Raw genomic sequence first — 20066 nt, 5'->3', positions numbered from 1 at the left:
CAGTTACTTGCCAACCTATTTTTTTTTCCTGCAATCGTTATTTTCTGATGAGTTCGCCCCCAACGGCCCCTTTTTCTCCCCCCACTGCTCCCGAAAAGCTGGTTGGCTTCGACCAAGCGGCGTGGTTTTATGATGTACTCGCGGGACTGGTTTTTGGGTCGTCGCAACGGGCGGCCCAGCAAGTGGCGCTGCGAGGGCTGCCGGGAGGTGCACCGCATGTCCTCATCCTGGGCGGGGGCACGGGCTGGGTGCTGGGCGAGGTGTTGCGGCGGGTGCCAGCAGCCACGGTGCTGTATCTGGAGGCGTCGCCTAAGATGCTGGCCCGCGCCCGCGCCCGGCTGGCGCATGAGCTTCCGCAGGCGGTGGGCCAGGTTGAGTTCCGGCACGGCACCCAAGCGGCCCTGCAACCGGCCGAACGGTTCGGGGCCATCATCACCTTCTTTGTGCTCGACTGCATTCCCTCGGCCGACCTGAGGGCAGCGTTGGCGCAATTGCGCGCTGCCCAGCACCCCGGCGCACCGTGGCTGGTGGCCGATTTCCGGCCGGCGCGGCGCGGCTGGCGGCACTGGCTGCTCCAACTGATGTACCTGTTCTTCCGCCTCACTACCGGGCTGCGCGCTCGTGAGATGCCCGACGTGCGCATAGCGCTGGGAAGGCTGGGGCTGGCGGCCGGCCCTTCGCAGCTTTTTTTTGGTGGAGCAATAGAAGCCCTGATTTTCAGGGAAAAACCGGCTGTGGCCCAACCTTGATATGTTGCTAACACTGTTTCACCAAGTTGAAACATGATTTTATCATTATCGAGCCCGTTTTTCACAATGATTACCCTTATTTTATTGTAAATTTTCTGCAACTTTGTATTCCACACCGTTCACGGCTTTCTATTGCATTACTTGTTTCCTTATTATTTCTGCCCATGAAACACACTGTCGCTACTGCTATTTTATTGTCTTTGGGACTGGGCACTTTTCAGGCGCAGGCACAGGTAAAACCCGTTCCGGGAAAGCCTTTGCCACCTAAGGCCGCGCCGGCAGCAGTTAAGCCCGCCTGGGTCAAACCAGCACCGGCCAAAGCAGCCCTTGTTAAACCAGTGCCTGCCAAACCCGCTGCGCCTAAGCCGGCAGCCCCCAAGCCGGCGCCCGTGAGTGCCGCGCCAGTGGCCCCGGCTCCGGTGGCAGCTCCGGCTCCTGCCCCTGCCCAACCCAAGGCTGATACGGGTCCGGCGGTGCGCTACACAGTGTCGTTTCCGAACGCGGTGCACCACGAAGCAAAAGTGACGGCCACATTTGCGGGCCTGCCCGGTGGGCCGCTGCACGTGCGCATGGCCCGTAGCTCGCCCGGCCGCTACGCCATCCACGATTTTGCCAAGAACGTGTACTACGTGGTGGCCACCGACGGCGCTAACCACCCGCTGCCCCTGAACCGCCCCGACCCCTACGGCTGGGACGTGATGCCGGCCGCTGACGGCACGGTAATTTTCAGCTATACCCTGTACGGCGACCAGACGGATGGCACCAACGTGGGCATCGACCAGCAGCACGCCCACCTTAACCTGCCGGCCGCCCTATGCTACGCCACCGGGCTAGAGGGCCGCGCCACCGAAATCAAGTTTGACCTGCCCGCCACCTGGAAAGTAGCCTCGCAGTTGCGCCAAGGCTCGGATAAAGCGGTGTACACGGCCCCCAACATGCAATACATGATGGATAGCCCGGTATCGCTGGGCCCGCAGCAGGTGCTGTCGTGGCAGGAAGGCGACCAGACCATCGAGCTGGCTACGCTGTACATGGGTCCGACCTCGGAAATTGATGCCTATGCCAAGAAAATCCAGAAGGTGGTGAAGGAGGAAAAGGCCGTTTTTGGCGAGCTTCCCACTTTCGATTTTGCCCGCTACACCTTCGTGGCCGACTACCTGACCCAGGCCAAGGGCGACGGCATGGAGCACCGCAACTCCACGTCGGTTACCAGCCCCCGCTCGCTGAAGGACGAGGATGCCACCAAGAACCTGGGCACTGTGGCCCACGAGTTCTTCCACGCCTGGAACGTGGAGCGCCTCCGCCCCAAAGACCTGGAGCCCTTTGATTTCCAGCGCGTGAACATGAGCGACAACCTCTGGTTTGCCGAAGGTTTCACGCAGTATTACGGCCGCCTGGCCCTGCGCCGCGCCAAGCTGATTGAGGACGAGGATTTCTTCGATGATATCAGCCGTTGGGTGAACCTGCGCCAGAACAGCCCCGGTGCCCGCTACGCCTCGGCCATCGACATGAGCCGCCAGGCTGCTTATACCGACGGAGCCGGCACCGGCGCACCCATGAACCTGGTAAACACCAACTTGTCGTACTACGACCAAGGCGCGGGCATTGCCTTGGTGCTCGACTTGCAGCTGCGCCAGCACCACCGCTCCTCGCTCGACAAGTTCATGCAGGCGATGTGGCAGCAGTACGGCAAAAAGCAGGCGGGCTACGCCCCCACCGCGCCCTATACCACCCGCGACCTGCAGCGCGTGCTGGGCGAGGTGAGCAAGGACACGGTGTTCGCCAACCGCTTCTTCCGGCAGTACGTGTACGGCCGCGAGCAGCCGCGCTTCACCGAAAACCTGCTGGTGGCCGGCCTGGCCGTGATTCCGACCCGCGCCCTGGGCGCGGCCCTGCCCAGTCAGGTAGAGTTTGACGAAGATGGCCGCTGCTTAGTGGCCTACAACACCCAGATTGGCTCGGGCCTGTATAAGGCCGGTATCGACCGGGGCGACCAGATTGAAGTGCTTGACGGCCAGACCATCAAAAGCTCCGGCGACCTCGACGGCGTGCTGCACAAGCACTCGCCCAGCGACGTGGTATTCGTGAAAGTGAAAACGCGGGGCGGCGTGGAGCGCACCACCCAGCTCATCCTCGCCGAAGACCCCAACGTGCAGGTAAAACCCGTGGAATCGGTGGAGAAAATGGTGCTGTCGCCCGCGCAGAAAACCCTGCGCGAGGCCTGGCTGGCCAGCCAAGCGTCCAACTAAAAACAACATGATATAAAGGTTGGCCCCGGTGGGCTGGAGCCGCGTAGAGCGGCCCGGCCCACCGGGGCTTTTTGCTGCGTGGGGGTTGGGGCCGGTTGATTGGCTAAAATCTCTACCTTTGGACGGTTGGTGACGGTTTTTACGCCGTTCAGCTAATCCCTGCGCACCAGCTATTCCCTTTCCTTTACTTCCATTTTTCTATTTCGTCATGGCAATTTTCGATAAGCTCGCCAACGCTGCCAAGGACTTTTTTATCGAGCCCGAAGAAGGCGCAGTTCCCCCCACTACTCCTCCTACTGCCCAGTACGGAGCCTCTGCCCCGCCCGCCGCCGCCCCCGTTGCTCCTGGTGCAATGCCTGCTACGCCCTCGGCTCCCGGCCAGGCCGAACAACGCCACCTCGACCACATTGCGGGCCTGCTGGCCGGCGATGGCAAGGATTTCGCGGCCTATATGAAAATGGTGAAAAGCATGGCCGCCGCCGGCCTGAGCGGCCCCATGCTCTACCAAACGGCTTTCAACGCCTTCACCGCCGTGAATGGCAGCACCGTACCGGCTTTGTTGGCCTCGGCCACGCAGTTTGAGCAAACCCTGGCCGACGACCGCGCCAAAGTGCTGACCCGCCACCGCGAGAAAATGGGCGAAGGTGCGGCCCCCGGCGCTTCGCCCGGCCCGGTGGCCCTGCTCATGGCCCAGGAAAAGAAGCTGGCCGCCGACCTCGCCGAACTCACCCAACAGTTGCAGGCCAAACAGCAGCAGCTCCAGCAAACCCAGCAGCAGCTGGGCGAGGAGCGCCGCAAAACCCAAAGCGCGCTGGCCTCCTATGAGCTGGCCAATGCCGCCGCGATGGCCGACCTGCAAACCCACCACAAAGCCGCCGAAACGTTTTTGAACGCGGCGAAGTAAGCTCCTGCGATTTTCACCTTTCATTCTTTCTGCGAAATGAATACCCCGTTATTAGGTCCGCCCTCGCCCGCCGACGGCCTGCCATCCTGGCAAAAACCGGAAAAAGCCGCTGCCTGGGTTTTTGTGGCTGGGCTGGTTGGCTTGGGCGTGTACTACTGGGGCAAGATTCTGCCCTTTCTGGTTGACATCGTTTTCAATACCGTGAAGCTGGGCGTTGGGCTGGGCGTTTTGTTTGTCCTGATTCTGCTGGCCACGAATAAGCGGATTCAGACCGGAATATGGTACCTGGGACAACGCATTTTCCGCACGGTCGCCAGCATTTTCGTCAACACCGACCCCATCGGCATCATGGAGGACTACATCTCGAACACCGAGAAGGAAGCCCGCAACATGGACGCCGAAGTGGGCCACATTGAAGGAGCCAACGAGCTGGTGAAGCGCAAGATGGCCGCCAATACGGCCCAGATGAAAGAGTACTTGTTCCTGGCCGCCTCGGCCCAGCGTCAGGGCGAGAAAGACAGCGCCGACAGCTACGCCAGCCGCGCCGCCCAGCTCGAAGACTATAACAAGCGCCTGCAACCGATGGCCACTACCACGGCCAACGTAAGCTTGGTGATGCGCCAGATTCTGAAAGCGGCCCTGCGCCAGATTGACAACAGCAAGTTCAAAGTCAATCTACTCAAAGACGAGTACGCCCTGGTGAAACGCACCAGCTCGGGCATGCGCGCCGCGATGAACATCCTGCGCGGCGACCCCGACAAGAAGTACTTCTTCGACCTGGCCACCGACCGCGTGGCCGAGGACATGGCCCAGCAGCTGGGTCAAATCAAGCAGGCCATGCGCTACAGCCAAGAATTCGTGAAGGAGATGGACATTCAGAACGGGGTGATGAGCGAGAAGGGCCAGCACCTGCTCGACCAGTACCAGAAGGGTGAATTCAGCGCCATTATGAACAACGAGCCGCCCGTGCCGATGACGGCCGCCGCCACCCGCCAGGCCACCGACGATGCCTACGGCAAGCTGCTTGACTAGCGGTACAGTTGTACGAATGGGAACGTCATGCTTCGCTACGCACTCTATGACATTCTAGATAAAATAAAGTCTTAACAAACCTCTCTTTCATCACCTTAACTGCAAGCACCATGCGGCTCACCTTCGCCAGCAAGGCCATTATCGCGGCCATCATCCTCATTGGCCTGTACTTCGGTATCCGCCGCTTCACGGCCACTAATCCGGAACTTGCCAAAACGGGCCGCTCGGCCATCGACCCCGTGGCCGACACCACCAGCCGCTCCGGTGACCAGGGCGGGTCGGGCTCTTACGAATCGCCGGCCCAGGCCGGTGGGACCAAACCGGCCTTCTCCTACGAGGCGCCCGCGCCCGTCGACGGCAAGCTGAAAGGCGTAGTGGAACTGGGCGCCAGCGGCTTCAATTCCTTCATCGTCCGCATTGACCAGAACCGCACCTGGAAGCTGGAAAAAGCCGATTTCGGCAACAGCCTGGTGATGGAGAACATGGCCACCGACGACGACATTCGCCGCGGCCTCAAGGCCTACATCGGGCAGATGCTGGACTTCGGCGTGAGCGGGCGCGACATTCATTTCGTGGTGAGTTCGGGCGCGCTGAAAGCCGACGTAACGGGCAAAATTGTAAAAGTGCTGAAGGGCATGGGCTACGTGGTGAACACCGTGACGCCCGAGCGCGAAGGCGTGCTGGGCCTGCGCTCGGTGCTGCCGGCCTCGTTTGCCGACCGCGCTTTCGTAACGGACATTGGCTCGGGCAACACCAAAATCTCGTGGCTTGATGGCAACCAGCCCAAATCGGTGGAAACCTTCGGGGCCAAATACTTTGAGAAAGGCACCGCCGATGCGGCCGTGGCGGCCGAAGTAAAAGAGAAAGCCAATCAGGTACCGGCCGATTTGCGCGGCACCTGCTTCATCATCGGCGGCGTACCGTTTGAGTTGGCCAAGAAAGTGCGCAAGGGCAAGGAGCGCTACACCGTGCTCGACGCGCCCAGCGCCTACCAGCTCGACAACGCCAAATCGAAAGCCGGCCTGAACATCTACAAATCCATTGCCGAAGCCACCGGCTGCAAGCAGTTCGTGTTCGACTGGGACGCCAACTTCACCATCGGCTATTTGTTGACGCTGCCGAAGTAAACCGCGTTATTCATCGGCAAACGGTTAGTAATAAACGTCTGTCATCCTGAGCTTGCGAAGGACCTTATTACGTTTGAGCAATTCGTTCTAACGTAATAAGGTCCTTCGCAAGCTCAGGATGACAGACGTTATTCGTTTGTAGAAACACTTCCGCCGTCCGCCCGTTTCCCTAGCTCCCCAAGCTTTTCCCGAATCTCATGCCCCCACGCATTTCCTACCTCCGCAACGAAGCGCTGCCCACCGTGCGGCCCGGCTACCCCGGCAATAAGCTGTTCGGCAACGAATTCGCCAACGGCGAGGAATTGTTTGAGCCCAGCTTCGCGAATGTGCTGAAGTGGCAGCTCTCGACCAACCCGCAGAAGGAAGAGAAAAAGCACGACACTTGGGCCCCGGAAGTGGTGGACTGCACCGCCTTTTTAAAAAGCACCGAAGACGGGCTGGTTTGGCTGGGCCACTCCACCTTTCTGCTGCGCATCGAAGCCACTACGTTTCTGTTCGACCCCGTGCTTTTTTCCTCATTGGGGCTCAAACATCGTCATCCCCTGCCCTGCCGCCCCGAAGACCTGAACGACATTGATGTTTTGCTTTTAAGCCACGGCCACCGTGACCATTTGGATGAGCAATCAATAAAATTACTGGCAAAGCAGAACCGGGGCATGCAAATTTTGGCACCGTTACGCATGGGTCCTTTGCTTCGCAATATGGCTCCAACCACAACAGCTTATATTCAAGAAGCGGGCTGGTGGCAGCAATATCGAATTGATTGGGAAAACATGGGTTGGACGGAGCCATCCAATCCCCCGGTTGATATCTATTACCTTCCTGCCGCCCACTGGCACCGCCGCGGCCTGACCGACCTGAACCAGGTGCTTTGGGGCAGCTTTCTCATTCGAGCCCGACAAGCCGACAAGCTCATCTACTTCGCCGGTGACACGGCCTACGCCGAACACTTCGAGGCCATCGAAGCCCGTTTCGGCCCCATCGACATTGCGCTGATGCCCATCGGAGCATACAAGCCGGCCTACATGATGGCCAAAAGCCACGTCAACCCCCACGAAGCCGCCAAAGCCGCCAACGTGCTGCGCGCCGGCCACGTGGTGCCCATGCACTACGGCACCTTCGCCCTGGCCGACGAACCCGCCTCCGAGCCCCTGCGCCAAATACAGGAAGTAGCCGCTGGCGGCATGCTGCGCGGCGAGCTGCACGTCCCCGCCGTGGGCGAAATCCTGCGCTGGCAGGACTGGGAGTAGGTTTTTAGGGCTTGAGCGTAGGAGGGCAAGGGGGCATGAGTTATTCTGCCGACCTTTGTCCCCAATTCCCTTTCCAAACTCTTACCCTCCTACCCCCATACCCTCCTGCCCTAGCTTACATGTCGCCAACTTTAGTATTGAGCCTGGTTGCGGGCTACTTCGTCGTCCTCATCATCATTGCCCTGCTCACGTCGCGGGGCGCCACCAGCGAAAGCTTCTTCGTGGCCAACCGCAACGCGCCGTGGTACATGGTGGCGTTTGCGATGATTGGCACCTCGCTCTCGGGCGTCACCTTCATCTCGGTGCCGGGCAACGTGTACGGCAAAAGCTGGAGCTACCTGGCCGTGGCGGCGGGCTTCGTGGCCGGCTACGTCGTCATCGGCACCGTCCTGATGCCGCTCTACTACCGCTTGCGGCTGGTGAGCATCTACTCCTATCTGGAGCAGCGCTTCGGCTACTGGAGCTACAAAACTGGGGCTTTGTTCTTTCTAATTTCCAGGTCTTTGGGCTCAGCCCTGCGCCTGTACCTGGTGGCGGGCGTGCTGCAACTGGCCGTGTTCGATGCCATGGGCGTGCCCTTCGCCGTCACGGTGGTGGTCAGCATTCTGTTCATCTACCTCTACACCTTCAAGGGCGGCCTGAAAACCATTCTCTGGACCGATACTTTCCAGACGCTGGCCATGCTCAGCTGCGTGGCCCTGAGCATCTATTTCATGTCGGATGCGCTAAATTATTCCTTCGCCAAGCTCGTCACTTCGGTGAAAGAAAGCCCGATGTCGCAGGTCTACTTCTCCGATTTTCGCGACGACAAATTCTTCTGGAAGCAGTTCGCCTCCGGCATGTTCATCACCATCGTGATGACCGGGCTCGACCAGGATTTGATGCAGAAAAACCTGAGCTGCCGCAGCCTCGGCGAGGCCCAGAAGAACCTGTTCTGGTTCACGCCCGTCATCGTGTGCGTTAATATTCTGTTCCTGACGCTGGGCGTGCTCATGTACCAGTACGCCGCCGCCCGCGGCCTGCACCTGACGGAAATGAAACAGTTACTCAACCTCAAAGGTACCCTCGATACCGACAAGGTATTCCCCTATCTGGCCACCACGCAGTTCTCGCTCACGGCCGGCATCATCTTCATCCTGGGCATCATCGCCGTCACCTACGCCTCGGCCGACTCGGCCCTGACCTCGCTCACCACTTCGTTCTGCATCGACTTCCTCGACATCAAGCAATACCCCGAAGCCCGGCAGACGCGCCTGCGCCAGCTCACCCACCTGGGCTGGTCGGTGGTGCTCATCGTCATCATCCTCATCTTCCGCGCCCTCAACGAGCAGAGCCTGATTGATGCCGTGTACAAAGCCGCCGGCTTCACCTACGGGCCCCTTTTGGGCCTGTTCGCCTTCGGCATCTTCACCCACCGCCAGCTGCGCGACAAGTTCGTATTGCCCACCTGCACCGCCGCCGTGCTGCTCACGCTGCTCATCGTATCGCACTCCGTGGAGTGGCTGAATGGCTACAAGTTCGGCTTCGAAATCCTGCTGCTGAACGGCGCTCTGGTATACCTCGGCTTGCTGCTTATTTCGCGCCCCGCCAACGTAGCCGTAGCGCCCGCGAACCTGCCGGCCTAGTCCGGGGTTTGAGGTATTTGAGCCGTTTGTTCGTCTCCTCTATTATGCGATTTATAAATGGTGCGGGCGCTGGCCCGGCCGTTATGCTGCCTATGAAAAACTTTCTCCCGGCCCTCGGCCTGCTACTCATTACCGGCGCGGCCCACGCCCAAACGCCTGCTCCCGCCACCGGCCAAACCATCATCCTGAAGCCCGGCCAGATGCAGGTGCAGCGCAACCCCGCTGCCAACCGCCCCGACCGCGCCCCCGTGTACCCGGGCGGCGAGCAGGCCATGGGCCTCTTCTTCCTCGAACACATCAACTACCCCGAAGCCGCCAAAGCCAAAGGCCTCAACGGCAAGGTGCTGGTGAATGCCACCGTGAACGAGGACGGCAGCATCAGCAATCCCGTAATCGCCCAGTCGCTTTCGCCCGAGTGTGATGCCGAGGCCCTGCGCGTGGTGAGCCTGCTCTCGGGCTGGCAGCCGGGCATGCGCCGTGGCCACCCGCTACCGGTGCTGGTGCAACTGCCAGTGCCCTTTGGCGAGGCCGGCGTGATGCACGTGGAGCAGGTGCGCCGCCAGCCGGCGCGCGGGAGGCACCAGTAAGTGGCGTAAGCTTCACCCGCGCCTCATGCCCGGCGGCCGAAATTACCGCGTTATAAATTAGTAGAATTAGATAAGACCCGATGGCCCGTAGTGGACTCAATACCAGCGGCAACGATGTTGCCGCCGACTTACCCAAACCCAAAGTCAACAAGGAATCGCTGCGGCGCGGCCTGCGGATATTCCGCTACGTGCTGCCCTACCGCAGCAAGTTTATCGTGGGCATGGTGCTGCTGGTGCTCAGCAGCTTAAGCACTATGTCGTTTCCATGGATTGCCGGCAAGCTGGTGAACGTGGCCACCGGCCAGCCGCTGGTGCTGCCCGGCGGGCTGGTGCTCGACATCAACCGCGTGGCCATCGGCCTGTTTCTGGTGACGGTGATGCAGGGCTTTTTCTCGTTTGGCCGCATCTGGTTTTTCACGCAGGTGAGCGAGTTCACGGTGCGCGATATTCGGCAGGCGCTCTATGCTAAGTTCGTGCAGTTGCCCATCCCATTTTATGAGAAAAACCGCGTGGGGGCCATCACCTCGCGCATTACGTCCGATGTGGGTCAGATTCAGGACTCGTTTTCGCTGACGCTGGCCGAGCTGTTCCGGCAGGTATTTACGCTGCTAGGTGGCATCGGCTTCATCATGGTGGTGTCGTGGAAACTGTCGCTGTTCATGCTGCTCACGTTCCCGCCCATTGTGCTGGCCGCTGGACTGTTCGGGCGCAAAATCCGCACGCTTTCCAAGACCGTGCAGCAGGAGCTGGCCCACACCAACACCATCGTGGAGGAAACCCTGCAAGCCATCAATTCAGTGAAGGCTTTCACGAATGAAAAGTTCGAAACTGGACGCTACAATACCTCGCTGGGCAAAGTGGTAAAGGCCGCGCTGCAAAGCAATTTGTACCGAGGGGCCTTCGTGTCCTTCGTGATTATCGGCCTGTTTGGCGGTATCATCCTCATCCTCTGGCGCGGGGCCACGCTGGTGCACACGCCCGTCACCGACCCCAACCACCTGCAGATTGGCGACCTCACGGCCTTTATCATCTACACGGCCTTCATTGGGGCCTCGGTGGCCGGCCTGGGCGAAATTTACGGCAAGGTGCAGAGCACGCTGGGAGCCTCCGAGCGCATCCTCGAAATCCTGGACGAAGTCCCTGAACCTACCCACATCGAGCCGGCCGTGGGGCTGGTGCCGGCCCGCCTGCACGGCGACATCCGCTACGAGCACGTGGCCTTCCGCTACCCCACCCGGCCCGACGTGCCGGTGCTCTCGGATATTGACTTCCACATTTCGGCGGGCGAGAAAATTGCTCTCGTCGGCCCCAGCGGCGCGGGCAAAAGCACCATTGCCGGCCTGCTGATGCAGTTTTACCCGCTCAGCGGCGGCCGCATCATCGTGGATGGGCACGACGTGCAAGACTACGACCTCACCGGCCTGCGCCGCCATATCGGCATCGTGCCGCAGGAAACGCTGCTCTTCGGCGGCACCATCCGCGAGAACATCGCCTACGGCAAGCCCGGCGCCAGTGATGCCGAAATCATCGAAGCGGCCCAGCGCGCCAACGCTTGGCAATTCATCCAGGCCTTCCCCGAGGCGCTCGATACGGTGGTGGGCGACCGCGGCATCAAGCTCTCGGGCGGGCAGCGCCAGCGCGTGGCCATTGCCCGCGCCATCCTGAAAAATCCCGCCATCCTCATCCTCGATGAAGCCACCTCCTCGCTCGACAGCGAAAGCGAAAAGCTGGTGCAGGGCGCCCTCGATGAGCTGATGGAACACCGCACCAGCCTCATCATCGCCCACCGCCTGAGCACCATCCGCAAAGTCGATAAAATCCTGGTGATTGACGGCGGCCGCATTGTGGAGGCCGGTACCCACGAAGAATTGAGTGACCGCGAAGGCGGCCTCTACGCGAACCTGCTGCGCCTGCAGTTTGAGCTGAGCTAATTTATTCTTTCTGCTCGCTACTTATGCAGCAAATTGTAATTGCTCCTTCTCCGCTGTCTTACACCGAATATAAGAAGCTGATGTTTGCTGACTTACGAGCAAGGCATCTACCTCGACTCATCGGCTTCGCTTTTTTGTCGCTTACCATGCTAATAATTGTCGGGGTAGCGCTTTACGATGAAGGGCTGACCGCAAAAAACATGCAGGACTTAGCCCTGCCGATGTTATTTCCAGCCGGGCTGGTATTTATCTGGATTGCCACTTGGCTGAGCTGGCGAAAACAGTATTATCAATCCGATGCTTTGCGAAACGGAGCAACATATTATCTGAGTGACCAGGAGATTGTACGTGAGGGCCTTTCGCAGGAATCCATACGTTGGTCCAATATTGATAGAACAGCCAAACAGGCGGGCCAATGGATATTGTTAAGGCAAGCAACGACTTCATTAAATGGAATATGTTTCTTGAATACCGCCGCCGTGCTTTCTCCCTCAGTTCGTGAGGAACTATTGGCATTGCTAAAGCGAAAGCGCATCAAGCCGATTTAAATCAAAACACCCTCAAAACCCGAGCCCCAAGCGCGGGTTTCGTATTTTTAGCCCCTCAACAACTCCCCCTCACCCTCTCCTTACTGATGAGCAAGCACTTCGCACCTTTCTCCGTTGCTGTTGCAGCGGCTGCTACCCTGCTGGCCGCGCCGGCCGCCCAGGCCCAAATCAAAACGCCCGCCGCCAGTCCCCAGAGCACTGTGACCCAGCGCGTGGGCCTCACGGATATCACCATCGTGTATTCGCGGCCGGGCGTGAAGGCCCGCAACATTTTCGGCACGGTGGTGCCGTTTGGCAAGCGCTGGCGCACGGGCGCCAATGCCACCACCAGCATCAAGTTCTCGGACGATGTGATGATTGAGGGCAAGAAGGTGGCTGCCGGCGAGTACGGCCTCTACACCATCCCTAACAAGACGGAGTGGCTGGTGGTGCTCAACAAGAGCCTCAAGCAGGGTGCCGATGTGGACGGTTTCAAAGACGACCAGGACGTGGCCCGCTTCACCATCAAGCCCTACAAGCTGGCCAGCAAGGTCGAAACCTTCACCATCAACTTCACCGACCTTACCCCCGCCACCGCCAACGTGGCCATGGAGTGGGAAATGACCGGGGCCAAGTTCAAGGTTACCGCCGACGTGGACAGCAAAGTAATGGCTCAGATTGACGAGAAAATCACCAAAGCCGCCACCCCCGCCCCCGCCGACCTCGCCTCGGCCGCCGTGTACTACTACGACAACAACAAAGACCTGAAGCAGGCCCTGGCTTGGATGGAAAAAGCCAACGCCGCCGAGCCCACCAAGTTCTGGAACCTGAACACGGAAGCCAAAATCCGCCTGAAAATGAAGGATTACGCCGGCGCCACCAAAGCCGCCGAAGCCTCGAAAAAAGCCGCGCTGGCCGCCACGCCGCCGAACGGCGAGTACGTGAAAATGAACGAGGACCTGATGGCCGAAGCCAAGAAAATGGGCAAGTAGAAACGCCAATCATCTGGAATTAAAAAGGCCGCGACATTGATGTCGCGGCCTTTTTGTTTTTGCTGCCCACTCTGAGAAGGTCGTTTCTGGGCTGGGGCCGGGCCTACTTGTGCTCGGCCGGGTGCAGCTGACTGTTCATGAGGGTGGCCAGCATGGAATCGGGGAGCACGAGGCTGGTGAAGAAGTTCATTTTGGCGCTCATGGTGGGCAGGCTGCGGGCCCCGCCTTCCATGAGCACATCGTAGCCTTCTTCGGCCACGGCGCGGGCCGACGCGGGGTGGCTGGCGGCGCGGGTGTTTTCGGCGTGCGCCGTGCGGAAGAAATTGGTGTCGGTGGGCGGCGGGCAGAGCACGGTCATGGTCACGGCCGATTTCTGCTGCTTGAGCTCGTGCTGCACGGCTTCGGTGAAGCTGAGCACGAAGGCCTTGGTGGCGGCGTACACGGCCTGGCACGGGCTGGGCGTGAAGGACGCCAGCGAGCCCACCTGAAGAATGCGCCCAGAATTGCGGGCCACCATGTCGCGCAGGTAGAGCTTGGTGAGCTGCACCAGCGCCGCCGTATTTACCTGAATGATGGCCAGCTCCGTAGCCAGGTCGGTATCGGTGAAGTAGCCGGTTTCGCCAAAGCCGGCGTCGTTCACCAGCGCGTCGATTTGCAGGCCCCGCGCCGTGGTTTCGGCGTAGAGCTTGGCGGGCGTTTCGGGGTGGCTCAGGTCGAAGGGCAGCAGCACGATATCGACCGTTTCGAACTCCTGGTGCAGCAGCCGGGCCGCTTCGTGGAGTTCATCTAGGTGGCGGGCCACGAGGACTACCCGGTAATCGTCGCGGGCGAAACAACGGGCCAGTTCGAAACCGATGCCACTCGAAGCACCGGTTATCAGGGCGGTTTGGTCGTTCATAGCTGATGGGATTATGGTGAATCGCGTTTTATTATAATATATAGATTAATAATTTAATTCAAGGTTGCACGACGCAACCTGTCCTGCCCCAGCAAGCTCTCTTTGCTGTTGATTCTTGCACGCATGTAAAAGCCGTGCAGCCCACACTAAATGCAGAAGCCTCTGACGGAATTAGGCGTAGCGACAGACAGCAAAAAGCCCGATTCTGTGTTGAATCGGGCTTTTTCATCGATAATCTCGGAGCCACTCCTACTTCTTGCCCCGGCCCTGCATCTGGAGCAGGCGCTTCACGTTATCCACCTCAATCTCGTCGGGCTGGGTTCTGAGCACGCGGCGCAGGTCTTTAGGCGAGCGGCCGCCAAACACCACCACCTTGAAGCCGGCGGTGTGGGCCTGGGCACTCTGCTCGGGCGTCACGCGGTCGGCGTCGAGCACCACGGTGTGCACCTTCTCCGCTTTGGCCGTTTTCAGGCCGGCGGCAAAGTCATCGGAGGCGATTTCGAGGCCCACGCGCACGCCCGGCATGGCGGCGCGAGCCAGCCGCACCGTGGAGCCTTCCTGGGTTATGAACAGGATTTTGCTGAGCGGTGCGTGGTAGCGTGCCAGGGTGTGGGCAATCTGGCGCACCAGCAGCGGCACTTTTTCATTCTGGCGGCCGGGGGGCAGGCACTGGTCGTCCTCGTGCAAATCGAGGTGAATGAAGGGGAACGTGGGCCAGCGGTTGAGGCGGGCCAGCAACGTATCGAAGGTGATGGGGCGCTCCTTCTGGATGAGGTCGTAGGGGAAGCCGCCCTGGTAGCGGAGCTGGGTGAGTTCGGCGGCGGTGCGCTGGCTCACGCAGCCGGTGCCGGTGCTGCCGTCCTGCAAGTGCTGGTCGTGGTAGAGCATCACCACACTGTCGCGGCTCATTTGCAGGTCAATTTCCACGCCGTCGGCCCCGCGCAGCAGGGCGCGCCGGATGCCGCGCCAGCTGCTCGGCGGCCGGTAGTTGAACGGACTAATGGGCGTGTAGAAGCCGGAGCCGGCGTGGCCCAGCACCACCAGGTTGGGGTTGGCCACGGGCTTGGTGGCGGTGCAGGCCACCAGTGTCGATACCAGAAAAAAAGCCAGCGCAGCGGCAGGGAGTAAGCGGTATTTTCTCATGCAAAAGCGAAAGCCGGCATGCGCCGGGAACAACCTGAACGATAAACGCAGCATGGAGTTGTAGAGACGCGACACTTCGCGTCTCGGCGGGCAATGAGGGCATCTGAATACGCCCCACGGTGCGAGCGATGAAACGCGAAATGTCGCGTCTCTACACCACCGCTATTCTGCGCGGCTTATCCAGCAGCCCGAACAGAAACGTGAGCGCCACCACCAGCCAGATGGAAAACCACACGTCGCTCAGATAATGCATGCCCAGCACCAGCCGGCCCAGCGCAATGAGCCCCGGCAGCACCAGCAGCGGCCCCCGAAACCTTGGAAACGCCACCGCCAGCGGCCAGAACAGACTGAAATAAGTGGCAGTGTGCGTGGACGGGAAGGAGTCGTTGTGCGGGCCGGTGGCCCACAGGCCGGTACCCTCGTAGCCGGTGCCGAACAGCACCTCCGGCCGCAGGCGGTGCACCGTGCCTTTCAGCACATTGGCCAGCACCATGCTGAACTCGTGGGTGAGCAGCAGAATGAGGAAAATGGTGGCGGCCTTTTTTTTGAGGGCGTAGCGGCCGATGGCGAAGGCAAGCCCCAGCGCCAGAAAGATGATGGGCAGGCCCGCGACGTGCGTCATCAACGCATCATGAATCCGGTCGGCGGTGCCGGTGAGGGTGGCGAAGAACGGCGCGGCCCCACCGAAATGCCCGTGGGTGAACCGGGCCAGCGGCTGGTCGAAAAAGAGAATGAGCAGGGCGCAGGCCGGCAGCGTGAGGGCCGTGAAAACGAGGAACTGGCGGAGCGTCATAAGTACGTAGCGCGGACTCTGTAGTCCGCGAATCCAAACGGCGCGGGCCAAAACAAGTTTTCATTGCTCATTTTACTCGCGGACTACAAAGTCCGCGCTACTGTTACCCCAGCGCCTGGTTCAGGGCGATGATGGCGGTTTTGTAATCCTCGCGGCCCACGATGAACTGGATATTCACCTTGCGCAGGGCAAAGCCGGCGCTGCGAATGTTGATGCCTTCATCGGCCAGAGCGCGGGCGGCGCGGGCCAGCAGGCCGGGCTCGTCGATGTTGGAGCCGATGAGGCAGACCAGCGCGGCCGGCTGCACGGTCACGTTCTCGTACTTGGCTTCGAGGGCGGCCACGAGCTGGGGCTTGAGGTCCTTTTCCCAGATGAGCAGCGAGATGCTGTTGGCGCTGGTGGCTTTGAAAATGTAGCTCACGCCGAGGTCGAAAAACACCTGCATCAGCGTGAGGTCGAAGCCGGCGGCGCCCACCATCAGCGGGTCGTGGATGTCGATGATGACGACCTTTTCGGTGCCGGTGATGACTTCGATGCGCTTGGTGGGCGAGATGTAGTCGCGGGTGATGAGCGTGCCGGGGTGTTCGGGCTCGAAGGTGTTTTTGATGCGCAGGTCGATGGCGTTTATCTCCAACGGCTTCGAGGCTTTGGGGTGGATGGCCTCCATGCCCACGTCGGCGAGCTGGTCGGCCACGTCGTAGTTGGTGAAGCCGATGGGATGGCACTGGTCCACGCCCACCAGGTTGGGGTCGGCGGAGCTGAGGTGGTATTCCTTGTGAATAATGGCCTCCTGGGGCCGCACGGCCACGGCAATCTTGCTGAAGGTGACTTCCGAATAGCCCCTATCGAACTCCCGCATGATGCCCTCAGTGCCCTTGGTGTAACCGGTGGCAATGCAGATGGTGCGCGGAAAATCAATGTCGGTAAACGCCTGCCGGATGCGCTCGTCGATGGTCAGCGGCTGGGCGTCGTCGAAGCCGCTGAGGTCGACCAGGGTGGCGTGCACGCCCCGGTTTTGCAGGATGTTCACGGAGTTGAAGGCCGAGTGGGCCTCCCCTATCGAGGCCAGGATTTCGCGGGCCGCCTGCAGAATGTTCACGCTGTTGACGTAGCCGGAGGCCAGCACGTTCACGAGGCTTTCGAGGTAGGTCTGGGCCTGGTCGATGCGCTGCTGGATGAAGGCATCGGCCACGGCCAAATCCAGCCCCAGCGGCTCGTACTGCTTGTTAAGCTCTTTGAGCTGGGCGGCTACGTCCTGCAGCGGCAGGCTGAATTCCTGGCCCTGGGTGATGTGGTGATACACGCCGGGCGCACCGGTTTTCTTGTTTTCGAGCAGCCAGTTGGTGACGTTGGCGTAGGCCGACACCACGAAAATGCGGTTGTACAGCTTCGCGCCCTCGCGGCCGTGGAAGATGATGTTGTCGAGGACGTCGGCGAAGGCGGTCATCGAGGTGCCGCCGATTTTTTCTACTGTAAGCACTATTCGTTGGCATGTAGAGACGCAATATTTTGCGTCTCGTCGTTGCTGATGTTGTTTAGTTAATAGCCGCAGCGCAGTTCCTGCCGTTCAACGCAAGTTCAACGACGAAACGCAAAATATTGCGTCTCTACTGCGCCGGTTCCTTCCCGTAGGAAATCATGTTCGTAATAATGCGGTACGCGCCCGGCACGCCCGCCGGCAGCTCCCGAAACAGCGACAGGCCCGTGTAGATGTAGTGGCCCTTGCCGTAGTCCGTCACCAGAATGGCGCTTTCCTTGGGAGCCTCGCCAGGGTCGCTGCTCGAAATCACGGTCTGGTATTTCGGGTCCCACTTCGAGGGGTAATAGAGGCCCTGCTCCTGCACCCAGCCTTTGAAATCGTCGGCCGTAATCTTGTTCGGGGCGGCCAGCAGCTGGTGCTTTGTGAGCGTAACGGGGGCGTCTTCCACGGTCACGCGGTCGGTGCTTAGCGTCATGGGGTACGGGCCGATTTCGGGCATCACGGTGCCGCGGTTCACCACGTATTGCACCACCACGGTGCCGCCCTGCTCGATGTATTTGAGGATTTCGGGCTGCTTGGTTTTTAGCGCATCCACTGTATTGTAGGCGCGGATGCCCACGACCAGGGCATCGAATTCCTTGAGGCGGGCGGCGGTGAGGTCTTTGGGTTCGAGCAGGGTCACGTTGTAGCCGATTTGGCGCAGGGCGTCGGGCACTTCGTCGCCGGCGCCCATGAGGTAGGCCACGTTCTGGCCGCGCCGCTTCAGGTCGAGCTTCACCAGCGGGGCCACGGCTTCGGGGAAGAGGAACTGCGTGGGGATGTGCGGGTACTCAATCTTCTGGATGCCGCGGGCGTAGGCCTGGCCGGCCACGGTGGCGGTGGCGCGCAGCTCGGCGCGGCCGGGCGCGGCGCCGGCCAGGGGCTGCACCTGGAAGTTCACGGTCAGTTCCTCGTCTTTGGCGGCGAGGGCGAAGGGGACGGTGGCGGGCTCGCACTTCCAGCCGGCGGGCAGGGCCAGGGCCAGGCGGCCGCTCACCCCGGCGCGCCCAGCCCGCAGCGTGACGGGCACGGTCTTGGGCTGGGCATCGGCGAAGACGTAGGAACGGGCGGGCGGCAGGTTCACCAGCACGGGCGGCACCACGGCCAGCGGCTGGTATAATTCGCCCAGCACGGGGTCGGTGTGCTTGTACTGGACGGGGACCATGAATTCAACTGAGCCTTCCTGAATTTTTGCGCTTACATAGACGCTTGGCAAGATTGGGTTTTCAGGTAGGCCAATCAATTGCTGTTGCTCAATATTTTCGCCCGACCCAGGAATTTGCTCGAAGCCGTGTCGCCCAAACGCATATACCGTTGACGGCGAATTTCCATTCGGAATTTGCTTGGGCAACTTATACATACCCACACTTGGCACCTCCCGTAGCCAATAAGGCTGCGAGTTCTGGACCGTATTTGACACGTTAATCGACACTGGCAGCGAAAGTGACTGACCAGCAGCAAGCGTTTTATTTATTAAGGTATCGAGTTTGAAACCGTAGATATCTAAGCTTTGAACTTGAATAGCTATTGGTGAGCGGTTCACCATAGTCAATGTCACAGGAAGTTTCTGTCCCGAAGCAACAGTGACAGCAGAAGCATTTGCTTCAATGTAAAGCCCAAGGCAAGCTTTAATCAGGTCATTTATTTCAGCCAGCTTTTCCTTGTGATAAAAGCTGAATTTGCTGGGGCCTTGAATGTCTCGCGCCGTTGTAAAAACCTCCCGCACCTTCAGCAGCCCCGCCACGCTGGCGCTGGGGTTGCTCGGGTCGTACCTGCGAATCACCTCCTCGATGAGCTTGCCCACGGCCGCGCCGCCGGGCACCCGGTTCCAGGTCTGGTCCACGCCTTCGAACAGGTCTTTGGTGGCTTTGTCGCCTTTCACGGGCTGGAAATACTCCAGCGCCTCGCCCCGCTGGGCAGCCGAGCCGAAGCCCTGGCTGCGGTGGTTGCTGCGGCTGCGGGCCGCGATTTCGCCGTAGCTCTGGCCCAGCAGGGGGTTGTAGCCGCCGGCGTCAGCCTTGAGGTAGCCGTCCATGTTTTCGCCGGGCTTCACGAAGAAGCTGCCGGTGTTCCAGAGCAGGCGCTTGGGCTGCCAGGCTTGCACGTATTGCAGCTGTTCGGGGAAGCGCTTGGGGTCGCCGGCGGCGTCGAAGGCTTCGGCGGCGAGGATGGCGCTGGCCTGGTGGTGGCCGTGGCCGGCGCGGGCATCGGGCGGGAATCGGGTGATGAGCACGTCGGGCCGGCGCTGGCGGATGACCCACACCATGTCGGCGAGCACCTGCTCCTTGTCCCAGATGCGAAAGGTTTCGTCGGAGGTTTTGGAGAAGCCGAAGTCGTTGGCGCGGGTGAAGAACTGCCGGCCGCCGTCGAGGCGCCGGGCCGCCAGCAGCTCCTGCGTGCGAATCACGCCGAGGCCTTCGCGCAGCTCGGGGCCGATGAGGTTCTGGCCGCCGTCGCCGCGGGTGCAACTCAGGTAGCTGGTTTCGAGCAGGCGCTCGTTGGCCAGGTAGGCGATGAGGCGGGTGTTTTCGTCGTCGGGGTGGGCGGCGAGGTACATCACCGAGCCGAGGACGTTGAGCTTCTTGAGGCCCAGCAGGATTTCGGAGGAAGTGTAGGACTTCGGCGTTTGCGCCTTCGTCTCGGTTAACAGGGAGCAATTAACCGTGAGCAGTAGCAGGGCCGCAGCGAGCGGGCGTAAGGAACGAATCATGCGCAGGAAACCAGATGGAGGCCGCGAAGT

At 60.5% G+C, this 20066-nt stretch carries 16 protein-coding genes; 11 read left to right on the top strand and 5 right to left on the bottom strand.

All coding sequences use genetic code 11. The features are described from left to right. Nucleotides 1-47: 47 nt before the first annotated feature. From ACYVM5_RS15685 to ACYVM5_RS15635, 11 genes are all read left to right on the top strand, one after another. Complete coding sequence (locus ACYVM5_RS15685) at nt 48-749, top strand: class I SAM-dependent methyltransferase (protein WP_460619054.1); 702 nt, start codon at nt 48-50, stop codon at nt 747-749. A 338-nt stretch (nt 750-1087) separates the two neighbouring features. Further along, the gene (locus tag ACYVM5_RS15680) at nt 1088-2998 is read left to right on the top strand and encodes a M61 family metallopeptidase (RefSeq protein ID WP_460619053.1); all 1911 of its coding nucleotides are present in this window, start codon (nt 1088-1090) and stop codon (nt 2996-2998) included. A 208-nt stretch (nt 2999-3206) separates the two neighbouring features. Continuing rightward, nucleotides 3207-3902, top strand: coding sequence for a hypothetical protein (locus ACYVM5_RS15675; protein ID WP_460619052.1), 696 nt, complete (start codon nt 3207-3209; stop codon nt 3900-3902). A 36-nt stretch (nt 3903-3938) separates the two neighbouring features. Next, nucleotides 3939-4934, top strand: coding sequence for a hypothetical protein (locus ACYVM5_RS15670; RefSeq protein WP_460619051.1), 996 nt, complete (start codon nt 3939-3941; stop codon nt 4932-4934). A 110-nt stretch (nt 4935-5044) separates the two neighbouring features. Continuing rightward, a complete protein-coding gene (locus tag ACYVM5_RS15665) occupies nt 5045-6061 on the top strand; it encodes a hypothetical protein (protein ID WP_460619050.1) in 1017 nt (338 codons plus the stop codon). Nucleotides 6062-6258: 197 nt separating this feature from the next. Next, on the top strand, nt 6259-7311 hold the full coding sequence (locus tag ACYVM5_RS15660; protein WP_460619049.1) for an MBL fold metallo-hydrolase: 1053 nt from the start codon (nt 6259-6261) through the stop codon (nt 7309-7311). 119 nt (nt 7312-7430) lie between these two features. After that, nucleotides 7431-8936, top strand: coding sequence for a sodium:solute symporter (locus ACYVM5_RS15655; protein WP_460619048.1), 1506 nt, complete (start codon nt 7431-7433; stop codon nt 8934-8936). A gap of 92 nt (nt 8937-9028) precedes the next feature. After that, a complete protein-coding gene (locus ACYVM5_RS15650; RefSeq protein ID WP_460619047.1) occupies nt 9029-9523 on the top strand; it encodes an energy transducer TonB in 495 nt (164 codons plus the stop codon). Nucleotides 9524-9603: 80 nt separating this feature from the next. Beyond that, nucleotides 9604-11454 carry an ABC transporter ATP-binding protein gene (locus ACYVM5_RS15645; protein WP_460619046.1) on the top strand — a complete coding sequence of 617 codons (1851 nt, stop codon included), beginning with the start codon at nt 9604-9606 and terminating at the stop codon, nt 11452-11454. A 23-nt stretch (nt 11455-11477) separates the two neighbouring features. Further along, nucleotides 11478-12002 (top strand): hypothetical protein, encoded by a 525-nt coding sequence (locus tag ACYVM5_RS15640; protein ID WP_460619045.1) that lies wholly within the window; start codon nt 11478-11480, stop codon nt 12000-12002. A gap of 86 nt (nt 12003-12088) precedes the next feature. Beyond that, nucleotides 12089-12973 (top strand): DUF2911 domain-containing protein, encoded by an 885-nt coding sequence (locus ACYVM5_RS15635; protein WP_460619044.1) that lies wholly within the window; start codon nt 12089-12091, stop codon nt 12971-12973. Between the two features lie 103 nt (nt 12974-13076). On the opposite strand, the gene ACYVM5_RS15630 is transcribed toward ACYVM5_RS15635, so the two are convergent. The 5 genes from ACYVM5_RS15630 to ACYVM5_RS15610 all read right to left on the bottom strand — a co-directional run bounded on the left by ACYVM5_RS15630 (nt 13077) and on the right by ACYVM5_RS15610 (nt 20036). After that, complete coding sequence (locus ACYVM5_RS15630) at nt 13077-13871, bottom strand: SDR family NAD(P)-dependent oxidoreductase (RefSeq protein ID WP_460619043.1); 795 nt, start codon at nt 13869-13871, stop codon at nt 13077-13079. Between the two features lie 249 nt (nt 13872-14120). Further along, the gene (locus ACYVM5_RS15625) at nt 14121-15014 is read right to left on the bottom strand and encodes a glycerophosphodiester phosphodiesterase (RefSeq protein ID WP_460619042.1); all 894 of its coding nucleotides are present in this window, start codon (nt 15012-15014) and stop codon (nt 14121-14123) included. 151 nt (nt 15015-15165) lie between these two features. Beyond that, entirely contained in the window at nt 15166-15807 is a 642-nt protein-coding gene (locus ACYVM5_RS15620) for a phosphatase PAP2 family protein (RefSeq protein WP_460619041.1), read from the bottom strand. 103 nt (nt 15808-15910) lie between these two features. Further along, nucleotides 15911-17287 (bottom strand): aspartate kinase, encoded by a 1377-nt coding sequence (locus ACYVM5_RS15615; protein WP_460619040.1) that lies wholly within the window; start codon nt 17285-17287, stop codon nt 15911-15913. A 127-nt stretch (nt 17288-17414) separates the two neighbouring features. Continuing rightward, nucleotides 17415-20036 (bottom strand): PIG-L family deacetylase, encoded by a 2622-nt coding sequence (locus ACYVM5_RS15610; protein ID WP_460619039.1) that lies wholly within the window; start codon nt 20034-20036, stop codon nt 17415-17417. Between the last annotated feature and the right edge of the window lie 30 nt (nt 20037-20066).

Source organism: Hymenobacter ruber, from assembly GCF_054783255.1.
The sequence above is the reverse complement of the archived record's forward strand: the minus strand, read 5'-3'. Positions and strand labels throughout refer to the sequence as shown.

Bases quoted from the DNA above. Each gene is read 5' to 3' on its own strand.
- ACYVM5_RS15685 (WP_460619054.1), top strand. From the start codon at position 48: ATGAGTTCGCCCCCAACGGCCCCTTTTTCTCCCCCCACTGCTCCCGAA.
- ACYVM5_RS15675 (WP_460619052.1), top strand. From the start codon at position 3,207: ATGGCAATTTTCGATAAGCTCGCCAACGCTGCCAAGGACTTTTTTATC.
- ACYVM5_RS15670 (WP_460619051.1), top strand. From the start codon at position 3,939: ATGAATACCCCGTTATTAGGTCCGCCCTCGCCCGCCGACGGCCTGCCA.
- ACYVM5_RS15665 (WP_460619050.1), top strand. From the start codon at position 5,045: ATGCGGCTCACCTTCGCCAGCAAGGCCATTATCGCGGCCATCATCCTC.
- ACYVM5_RS15660 (WP_460619049.1), top strand. From the start codon at position 6,259: ATGCCCCCACGCATTTCCTACCTCCGCAACGAAGCGCTGCCCACCGTG.
- ACYVM5_RS15655 (WP_460619048.1), top strand. From the start codon at position 7,431: ATGTCGCCAACTTTAGTATTGAGCCTGGTTGCGGGCTACTTCGTCGTC.
- ACYVM5_RS15650 (WP_460619047.1), top strand. From the start codon at position 9,029: ATGAAAAACTTTCTCCCGGCCCTCGGCCTGCTACTCATTACCGGCGCG.
- ACYVM5_RS15645 (WP_460619046.1), top strand. From the start codon at position 9,604: ATGGCCCGTAGTGGACTCAATACCAGCGGCAACGATGTTGCCGCCGAC.
- ACYVM5_RS15640 (WP_460619045.1), top strand. From the start codon at position 11,478: ATGCAGCAAATTGTAATTGCTCCTTCTCCGCTGTCTTACACCGAATAT.
- ACYVM5_RS15635 (WP_460619044.1), top strand. From the start codon at position 12,089: ATGAGCAAGCACTTCGCACCTTTCTCCGTTGCTGTTGCAGCGGCTGCT.
- ACYVM5_RS15630 (WP_460619043.1), bottom strand. From the start codon at position 13,871: ATGAACGACCAAACCGCCCTGATAACCGGTGCTTCGAGTGGCATCGGT.
- ACYVM5_RS15625 (WP_460619042.1), bottom strand. From the start codon at position 15,014: ATGAGAAAATACCGCTTACTCCCTGCCGCTGCGCTGGCTTTTTTTCTG.
- ACYVM5_RS15620 (WP_460619041.1), bottom strand. From the start codon at position 15,807: ATGACGCTCCGCCAGTTCCTCGTTTTCACGGCCCTCACGCTGCCGGCC.
- ACYVM5_RS15610 (WP_460619039.1), bottom strand. From the start codon at position 20,036: ATGATTCGTTCCTTACGCCCGCTCGCTGCGGCCCTGCTACTGCTCACG.